The following is a 9,481-nucleotide window of genomic DNA, read 5'->3' as shown; positions in this document are numbered from 1 at the left end:
GGATCAGTCATGGTCGCCAGTCTATGAGCCGGTCGCGGCCGGTGGCGGGGGTGCGCCGGACGTTCTCCGCCGGGCCCTGGCCTGGTCTCCGGCTGGTCCCGGCCGGGCCGGCGCGCTGCCTTTCCCGGGGCCTTCGCCGGACCCCCGCCGGGTCTCCTCGGAGGGAAGCCGGGGACGGTGTCGTACGGGGGCTCTAGACTCGGTCAGCGATGAGCAGCCTCTTCGACGACAGTTTCCTGGCCCACCTCGAGCCCCCGGCGGAGGAGGAGCCTCCGCCTCCGCCCGAGGACCATCTGGCGCCCCCGGCGGAGGAGCTTCCCGAGGGCTTCTTCGCCGCCGCCCATCTCCGGGAGGACGGCCGGGACGCCTACCACCACGGCGGTGCGCCGCGTGTGGTCGTCGACCCCGACGCGCTGCTGGAGGGGTTGAACGACCAGCAGCGGGCCGCCGTGCTGCACAGCGGGTCGCCGCTGCTCATCGTCGCCGGCGCCGGTTCCGGCAAGACGCGGGTGCTCACGCACCGCATCGCGCATCTGCTGGGCGCCCGGGGCGTGCATCCGGGGCAGGTCCTGGCGATCACGTTCACCAACAAGGCCGCCGGCGAGATGAAGGAGCGGGTGGCCGAGCTGGTGGGGCCGCGCGCGCAGTCGATGTGGGTGTCGACGTTCCACAGCGCGTGTGTGCGCATCCTGCGCCGGGAGAGCAAGAAGCTCGGCTTCACCTCGTCGTTCTCGATCTACGACGCCGCCGACTCCAAGCGGCTGATGGCGCTCGTCTGCCGGGACCTCGACCTGGACCCGAAGCGCTTCCCGCCGAAGGCGTTCAGCGCGAAGATCTCGAACCTGAAGAACGAGCTGGTCGACGAGGAGGACTTCGCCGGGCAGGCACAGGACGGTTTCGAGAAGACGCTGGCCGAGGCGTACACGCTGTACCAGTCGCGGCTGCGCGAGGCGAACGCGCTGGACTTCGACGACATCATCATGACCACCGTGCACCTGCTCCAGGCGTTCCCCGAGGTCGCCGAGCACTACCGCAGGCGCTTCCGGCACGTCCTGGTCGACGAGTACCAGGACACCAACCACGCCCAGTACACCCTGATCAGGGAGCTGGTCGGGGTCACCGGCGGGCAGCCCGCCGAGGACGACGGCCCGGCCGAGCGGGCCGAGCTGTGCGTCGTCGGCGACGCGGACCAGAGCATCTACGCCTTCCGGGGCGCGACGATCCGCAACATCCTCCAGTTCGAGGAGGACTACTCCGACGCCACCACGATCCTGCTGGAGCAGAACTACCGCTCCACGCAGACCATCCTCAGCGCCGCCAACGCCGTCATCGAGCGCAACGAGAACCGCCGGCCGAAGAACCTGTGGACGCAGGCCGGCACCGGCGCCCGCATCACCGGCTACGTCGCCGACACCGAGCACGACGAGGCCCAGTTCGTCGCCGACGAGATCGACCGGCTCACCGACGCCGGCAAGGCGCGCGCCGGCGACGTCGCCGTCTTCTACCGCACCAACGCGCAGTCCCGGGTGTTCGAGGAGGTCTTCATCCGGGTCGGGCTGCCCTACAAGGTCGTCGGCGGCGTGCGCTTCTACGAGCGCAAGGAGGTCCGGGACGTCCTCGCCTACCTGCGGGTCCTCGCGAACCCGGAGGACGCCGTACCGCTGCGGCGCATCCTCAACGTGCCCAAGCGCGGCATCGGCGACCGCGCCGAGGCGATGATCGAGGCGCTGTCGGCGCGGGAGCGCATCACCTTCCCCGAGGCGCTGCGCCGCGTCGACGAGGCGTACGGCATGGCCGCCCGCTCGGCGAACGCCGTCAAGCGGTTCAACGCCCTCATGGAGGAGCTGCGCACGATCGTGGAGTCGGGCGCCGGGCCGGCCACCGTGCTGGAGGCCGTCCTGGAGCGGACGGGCTACCTCGCCGAACTCCAGGCCTCCACCGACCCGCAGGACGAGACCCGCGTCGAGAACCTCCAGGAACTCGCCGCCGTGGCCCTGGAGTTCGAGCAGGAGCGCGGGGAGGACGAGCCGGGCACGCTCGCCGAGTTCCTGGAGCAGGTGGCGCTCGTCGCCGACTCCGACCAGATCCCCGACGAGGAGGAGCGGGAGGACGGCAGCGGCGTCATCACGCTGATGACGCTGCACACCGCCAAGGGCCTGGAGTTCCCCGTCGTCTTCCTCACCGGAATGGAGGACGGCGTCTTCCCGCACATGCGGGCCCTCGGGCAGAACAAGGAACTGGAGGAGGAGCGGCGGCTGGCCTACGTCGGCATCACCCGTGCCCGGGAACGCCTGTACCTCAGCCGCTCCACCATGCGCAGCGCCTGGGGCCAGCCGGCGTACAACCCGCCGTCGCGGTTCCTGGAGGAGATCCCCGCCGACCACGTCGACTGGCGGCGCACGGGCGCGACGGCCCGCGCGCCGATGGCCCCGACCAGCGGCCTGACCTCCGCCTCGGGCGGCGGGCGGCGCGGCGCGTCCGGCTTCGCCACGCGGCGCGCGGGCCGGGAGAAGCCGGTGGTGTCGCTGGCCGTGGGCGACCGCGTGACGCACGACAGCTTCGGCCTCGGCCGGGTCGTCGCGGTGCAGGGCAGCGGGGAGAGCGCGGAGGCGACGATCGACTTCGGCGACCCGAAGCCGAAGCGGCTGCTGCTGCGGTACGCGCCGGTGGAGAAGCTGTAGGGGGCGCCGCCGGGTCCGGGGCCGCGGGGCGCGTCGGCGTCGCGGGGCGTCGGCGCTGCGGCGGTGCGTGCCCTCGGCGCGCGGGTGCCCGCCGGGGGCGTCAGGTGGGGTCGAGGCCCTTGGAGCGGAACCAGGCGACCGGGTCCACCGCCGAGCCGCCGCCGGGGCGCACCTCGAAGTGCAGGTGGGGGCCGGTGGAGTTGCCCGAGTTGCCCGAGTAGGCGATCGTGTCGCCGGCCTTGACCGGACCGGAACGGATCTTCGTGCTGCTCAGGTGGCAGTACCAGGTCTGGGTGCCGTCGGCGGCGGTGACGATCGCCATGTTGCCGTAGGCGAGATCCCACTTGGTGGAGACGACGCCGTCCGTCGCGGCCAGCACCGGCGTGCCGTAGCCGACGGGGAAGTCGATGCCGGTGTGCAGTGACATCCAGTTGATGCCGGCCTGGCCGTAGTACGCGCTGAGCCCGGGGCGGACGGGCAGCGCGAACTTCGGGCGCAGCGCCTCCTTGCGGGCGGCCTCCGCCTCCTTGCGCTTGCGCTCGGCCTCCTGGCGTTCCTTGAGGTCGATGCGCTCCTGGGTGCGGCTCGCCCGGCCGGCGAAGTCGCCGGCGTCGGCGGAGACCCCGGCGAGTTGGCTGTCGAGCTTGCGGTTCGCCTTCGACGGCTGGACGGGCACGCCCTCGTCGGGCGCGGCCTGCGTGGACTTGTCCTCGTCCTTGGAGATCCCGGTGACCGAGGCGGCGGCGATGCCGGCCACGCCCATCACGGCCACCGAGGGGACGGCGACCGTCAGCAGCGCCGAACGCCTCGGCTTCGCCGCCCGCCGCCGGCTCGCCCGGCCGCCGCCCGGTGTGTGGCAGGCAGGCGTGACGGTGTCGTCCAGCTCGTACGGGGTGTCCTCCGACGGGTACGGATCCTCGAAGCCGCTGCTGTGGTCGTGGTCCGGGCCCTGGTCGGACTCGCGGCCAGGCTCGTGGTCGGTCTCGCGGCCGGGCTGGCTGTTGTCGTGGGAGCGGGCGGCCTGCTCGGTGGGGTCGGAGTGAGCGCCCTGCTCGGTGTGGTCGGGGTGCCCGGTGTGGTCGCTGTGGTCGGCCTCGTCGGGGGCCGGGGCGGTGTTGTGCTCGGCGCGGAGTGCGGAGACGTCCCAGGAGCCGCTTCCCCAGGTGCTGGTCGTCTCGGCGGCCGGGACGGCCGCGCCGGAGCCGGTGTCGTCCGTGGACCGCCAGTCGCCGTGCTCGTGGGTCCCGTGTGCGGGGCCGCCGTACTCGACGGTCGGGTACGCGCCGGAGTCGTAGACGTCGTAGCCGCCGGTGTCGTACGAACCGGTGTCGTACGAAGTTGTGCCGTACGAGGCCGCACCGGATGTGTCGCCGTACGCGCCGCTCTCGTAGGGGGCGTTCTCGTGGCCGCCGCTGCCGTACGAGGCGGTGTGGTGGGCCCCGGTGTCGTAGCCGGAGGTGTGGTGGGCGCCGGTGTCGTAGCCGGAGGTGTGGTGGGCGCCGGTGTCGTACGCGGACGTGTCGTAGGCGCCGGTGTCGTACGAACCCCCGCCGTACCCGCCGCTGTTGTACGCGTCGCTGTCCGGCGTCCCCGGGGCGAACGCCTCGGGTGCGTACGTGGGGTGGTTCACCGCGGGGTGGCCGCCGGTGTCCGGGCCGTCGGCCGCGTAGCCCGTGGTGTCGTCGGCGCCGGTCGCGTACGCGTCGGCGGCCCAACTGTGGTCCGGCTGGCTGGGGATGCCGGGCGAGGTCTGGTAGCCGCCGGTGTCGTAGAAGCCTCCCCCGGCCTCCGGCCGGGAGGTGCCCCCATGGGTCTGTCCGTGGTCCGGGTACTGCTGGCCCTGGGTGTCGACCGTGCTGTGCGCGCCGGTGTCGTAGCCGGGGTAGCCGTATCCGGCGTCGGCTCCGTGCTGCTGGTAGGTGGCGGCCGTGTCGTAGGAGGGCTCCTGGGCCGTCGTTGGGTAGCCGCCTTCGAAGGTGGTGGCGTAGCCGTCGAACGAGGCGTCGTAGGCGGTGTCGCTCGGATTCGCGGAGCCCGACGGGGGACGGTCGTTCACCACCAACTTCTCTTTCGCCTCGGAGACAGGACCTGGCGCAGCAGTGCGGCGACTGTACCCGGCGGTATGCGGCAACGACAATCTTCCCAGGGTTTTGGGGCTGTGAAAGCCGGGCAATAGGACGCCTTTCGGCGGACTACGGGCGGGTAGTCGGCGGGGCGTTCGAAGCGCGTTCGATTCCCTCGGGGGTGCGCGCTCTAGGCGACGTCTCCCCGGGCGTCCCGGACGGCGGGGTCGAGCCCCGCGTCCACCAGCTCCTGCCGGACGCGGGCGATGACCGCCCAGTGTGAGGGCATCGCCAGATGCCCGACGCCGTGCACCGGGACCTCCCGTACGGAGAGGTCCGGGTGGTCGAGCCGGGCCGTCCCCGACGGGCTCATCACCATGTCGTGATCGCTCCAGAACGAGACGAACCGCGTGTCGCACCCCGGCGCCGGCTGGGTCAGCTCCGTGAGCACCGCCGAACCGGGCCTGATCTGCCGCACCAGCGGATGCACCGAGAGCAGCGCGCCGGCGTCCGTGCCCCGGTGCGGCGTACCGAGCGTCACCAGCGTGTGGATGCTGCGGTGGCCGTCCAGCCGCTGGGCGGCGTAGCGGGCGACGAGCCCGCCGAGGCTGTGGCTGACGACGTCCACCCGCTCGTGGCCCGTACGCTCACGGACCGCGTCGACCTCCGCGAGCAGCGCCTCGGCGGCGGCGCGCAGGTCGGTGGTGAACGGGGAGTAGTTGACGCCGGCGACGGCCTGCCAGCCGTTCCTGAGCAGGGACAGCCGCAGCAGCGCGAACACGCTGCGGTTGTCGACGAAGCCGTGCAGCAGCAGGACCGGACGCGGCCCACGGAAGCCCTCGGGGGGCACCTGCACCGGCGCGTCCCGCCGCAGCCCCGTCGGGTACAGCAGCAGGTGGCCGGCGAGCACGGTCGCCTCCAGCGCCGTGACCCGCATCGCTCGGACGAGCGCAGGCTCCCGCATGCCGAACCCCCGGAGATGAGTGCACCGCCGCCGCGTGAACGGTGACTGCTGGTTGGGGCGCGGCTTCCGGCCGACGGCCGGCAGGTGGTCGTGGGATGTGCGGCGGGCCGCCGGCCGTGGTCGGCTGCTCCCGCCACGGACGGGCGGGGTCGGGCGAGATGGCCTGTCGCCCGCTGGATGACGCCCGTGTGGATGACGCCCGTGGATGATGTTGTCCTTGAATGTGATTTCCCCCTCCCGCTCTGCTGCGAAACGGACCGGTGGGCGATGCTGGGGTGAAGATGTCCGCTCACCGGGCCCCGAGGGGCCCGGGCCGCAGTCAATGACGATGGAGGCAGCGATGGGTGTGTCGGGTCCGATCCGTGTGGTGGTCGCCAAGCCGGGGCTCGACGGCCACGACCGGGGCGCGAAGGTGATCGCGCGGGCGCTGCGCGACGCCGGCATGGAGGTCATCTACACCGGGCTGCACCAGACGCCCGAGCAGATCGTGGACACCGCCATCCAGGAGGACGCCGACGCGATCGGGCTGTCGATCCTCTCCGGCGCGCACAACACGCTGTTCGCGAAGGTACTGGAGCTGCTGCGCGAGCGGGACGCGGCGGACATCAAGGTCTTCGGCGGCGGGATCATCCCGGAGGAGGACATCCCGCCGCTGAGGGAGCAGGGCGTCGCGGCGCTCTTCACCCCGGGCGCGACCACCGGCGAGATCGTCGAGTGGGTGCGCACCCACGTCGGTCCGGTGGCCGCCTGACGCCTCCGCCCCGGGGGCTCCGGCCCGAGGGCCGGCCGCCACGCCCGCGGCCCCCAGGTTCGCCGGCGCCCGGCCCCGACCTCGGGGCCGGGCGCTTCTACCGGGCGGCCGCGCCCGCCGGACCGGCCGCGCCCGCCTGCCTTTCCTGGCGCAGTTCGGCGCGCATCTCGGCGCGTATCCGCAGGGTGCACACAAGTCGGTCGAAGGCGTCCGACCAGTAGCCGGCGGCGCCGGGCGCCGCGTCCTCCGGTTCGTCCGGCCGGGCGGCGAGCGGGGCGAGCCGGTCGGCCTGGGCCGGGTCGAGGCAGCGCTCGGCCAGGCCCAGCACCCCGCTGAAACTCCACGGGTAGCTGCCGGCCTCCCTGGCTATCTCCAGCGCGTCGACGACCACGCGGCCGAGCCCGGTGGCCCACGGCACCGCGCAGCTGCCGAGCACCCGGAACGCGTCGGACAGGCCGTGCGCGCCCACAAAGCCCGCGACCCACGCGGCCCGGGCGTCGGACGGCAGCACCGCGAGCAGCCGGGCCGGGTCGCCCGGGGTCTCGTGGACCGGTGCCGTGGGGTTGCCGAGCAGCGCGGCCGCCCACTCCGCGTTCCGCTGCCGGACCGCCGCCCAGGCCCATGAAGCGTGCAGGTCCGCCCGCCAGTCGTCGGCGACCGGCAGCGCGACCAGCTCCGCCGGGCCGCGGCCGCCCAGGTGCGCGACCCAGTCCGTCAGCGGCGCCGACTCCACGACCTGCACCAGCCACCACGAGCGGGCGCCGCGCCCGGCCGGTGGATCAGCGGTGACGCCGTCCCGGCGCATGCCGCTGTCGCACTCGTACGGCGGCTCCACGACGAGCCGGCCCGCCTCGCCCGAGGCGCGGTCCAGGCTGACGCAGCCTCTGGCGCGCACGGACATCCGACGGGCGAGCGCGCTGCCCGGGAGCGCGGACAGCAGCTCGGCGGCGGTGGCGCGGACGTTCCTGCTGCGGTCGCCGAGGGCGGCCTCCAGGAACGGCTCGTCCTCGGCGGACAGCCCGGCCCGCAGCGAGTCGAGGAACATCAGCCGGTCCTCCGCCCGCTCCGTCGACCAGGTGGAGGCGAGGAGCTCCCGGCCCGCCGCCGGGTCCTGCCCGCGCACCGCCGTCAGCAGGGACACACGCTCGGCGAACAGCCCCTCCTCCCAGGTGCGGCGGACGTCGGCGGCGCGCTCCGGTGGTGCGCCCGGCCCACGGGTGGCGGTACGCAGCGCGAACCGCCACTCGCTTCTCAGCTCGGCCAGCCAGCGGCCCCGGGGGCCGACGAAGGACAGCACCTCGGCGCGCAGGTCGGTGCGGGCCCGCGCGGCGTCCAGCAGCGCCGGTATCAGCGCGGGCGGTGCCCGGTAACCCTCCTCCCGGGCGAGCGTGAGCCACTCGGGCAGCAGCTCGCCGAGGTCCAGCCGCAGGCTCGTCGGGCCGGTGGCCTGGCCGGGGCGGCCGGATCTGCTGAGCAGGTGCTCCAGGCGGGCGACGGCGGCCGGCGGCAGCGGTCTGCGCGGATCGGGTTCGGCGGGCTGGGGCCGGGGCCCGGCGGCGGCCGGACGCAGCCCGGCCCGGGCCCGGACCGTGGCGACCGCCGCGCGGTCGAGCAGTGCCCGGGCCGAGCCGCCCGGCGGCGTTCGCCGCTCGGCGCCCAGCAGCGCGGCCGTGACCAGCTCCTCCCACGTCGCCGACCCGTCCGGCGATTCCGCCGCCGACCCGTCCGGCGATCCTGCCGCCGACCCGCCCGGCGCCCTGTCCGGAGGCCCGTCCAGCGGGCCGGGTGCCCTCGTGGTGTGCCGAGCCGTCACAGCATGACCGCCTCTCCCTCGGACCAGACCGTGTGCGGCCGGAAGCCCTCCGGACCGCACTCGCCGAACACCGTGACCGGGGCGCCGCCCGACACCGCCGCCAACGTCCACCGGCCCGACCCCGTGGCGCGGTGGAGCGGCAGCGCGTCCTCGCCGTCCGCCTCGGCGAGCTGCCAGCCGTCCTCCTCGTCGCCGCCGGGTATCGGCACCACCCCTGCCAGCACCACCGGCCAGGACGTCAGCCAGGGATCGTGCCGCAGCGCCTCGCCGTACACCTCCAGCGCCTCCGCCGGTCCCACCCCCGCGGGGACCGGGCCGGGCATGGCGGCCGAACGGCGGCCCAGGGCGGCCCGCAGCGGCGCGCCACCCGGGTGGTAGGCCAGCTCGGCGTCGATCGCGGCCCCCACCGGCAGGCTGAGTTCCGGCGGCCGGCCCCCGGCGCCGTACGAGAGCAGCAGGGCCGGACGGCCGCACGGGAGGCGGCGCAGCCACAGCCGCCGGACGGCGAGCCTGCCCTCCTGGTCGTCCCGCTGCCCGAGGACGAGGAACCTGCCCCCGGCCAGGGCCTCCGGGTCGGCGAGCAGTCCCTTGGACTCCGTGCTGACGCCCAGCCGGGCGCGGACCGTCGCCGCCAGCGGCTCGGGCAACGGGCCCTGCCGGACGGCCGCGCGGACGAGCAGATGCAGCAGCGCGCACTCGGCGAGCAGCCGCGCCGGCCAACCCGGGCCGGAAGCCGGTACGGCCGCCAACTCGCGTACAAGGGCGGCGAGTCCGGGAGCCTGGGCGTCGACCATGCGGGCGGCCGTCTCCTCCCAGTCGGCCTCGCCCGCGCGCTCGGCGCCCGCGAGGCCGCCGCGTATCAGATCTTCGAGGCGCCGCTCCAACTCCTCCGCGCCCGCCGCGATCCGCGCGGCACGCCGCTCGGCGCGCCGGCGGACGGCTTCGGGGTCGGCCGGCGTGCCGGGCCCGGCGGAACGCGCCGGCGCGGCCTCCGCGCGCGCCTGACGGCCGTCCGCCCAACCCGCCGCCCACTCCGGCCGCTCCGGCCGCTGCCCGTCGTCGCCCGGCCCGGCCGCCCACAGCAGCAGCAGCCCCAGCGCGTGCTTGCAGGGCGACGTGCGGCTCGGGCAGTCGCACCGGTACGCCGGCCCGGCCAGGTCGACCGCCGTCCGGTACCGCCGGGTGCCGCCGCCCCGGCACAGCCCCCAC

Annotated in this window: 6 protein-coding genes; 2 read left to right on the top strand and 4 right to left on the bottom strand. The window is 74.7% G+C overall.

What is annotated here, in order from left to right; genetic code table 11:
• Nucleotides 1-209: 209 nt before the first annotated feature.
• Nucleotides 210-2,681 carry a DNA helicase PcrA gene (gene pcrA / locus GL263_RS14895; protein WP_182856189.1) on the top strand — a complete coding sequence of 824 codons (2,472 nt, stop codon included), beginning with the start codon at nucleotides 210-212 and terminating at the stop codon, nucleotides 2,679-2,681.
• A gap of 100 nt (nucleotides 2,682-2,781) precedes the next feature.
• Here the strand turns inward: pcrA and GL263_RS29065 are convergent, their stop codons facing one another.
• Entirely contained in the window at nucleotides 2,782-4,737 is a 1,956-nt protein-coding gene (locus tag GL263_RS29065; protein ID WP_182856188.1) for a M23 family metallopeptidase, read from the bottom strand.
• Nucleotides 4,738-4,934: 197 nt separating this feature from the next.
• Nucleotides 4,935-5,708 (bottom strand): esterase/lipase family protein, encoded by a 774-nt coding sequence (locus GL263_RS14885; protein ID WP_182856187.1) that lies wholly within the window; start codon nucleotides 5,706-5,708, stop codon nucleotides 4,935-4,937.
• 340 nt (nucleotides 5,709-6,048) lie between these two features.
• Here GL263_RS14885 and icmB point away from each other — a divergent pair, with 340 nt between their 5' ends.
• Nucleotides 6,049-6,459, top strand: a complete 411-nt coding sequence (gene icmB, locus GL263_RS14880; protein WP_182856186.1) for a coenzyme B12-dependent isobutyryl CoA mutase small subunit — start codon at nucleotides 6,049-6,051, stop codon at nucleotides 6,457-6,459.
• 97 nt (nucleotides 6,460-6,556) lie between these two features.
• On the opposite strand, the gene GL263_RS14875 is transcribed toward icmB, so the two are convergent.
• On the bottom strand, nucleotides 6,557-8,272 hold the full coding sequence (locus tag GL263_RS14875; RefSeq protein WP_438947958.1) for a DUF5691 domain-containing protein: 1,716 nt from the start codon (nucleotides 8,270-8,272) through the stop codon (nucleotides 6,557-6,559).
• Nucleotides 8,269-9,481: SWIM zinc finger family protein (locus GL263_RS14870; protein ID WP_182856185.1), on the bottom strand; the 1,213-nt coding region annotated here is incomplete at its 5' end. The genes GL263_RS14875 and GL263_RS14870, both read right to left, overlap by 4 nt.

The organism is Streptomyces durbertensis (genome assembly GCF_014156695.1).
Classification (GTDB): Bacteria; Actinomycetota; Actinomycetes; order Streptomycetales; family Streptomycetaceae; genus Streptomyces; species Streptomyces durbertensis.
The sequence above is the reverse complement of the archived record's forward strand: the minus strand, read 5'-3'. Positions and strand labels throughout refer to the sequence as shown.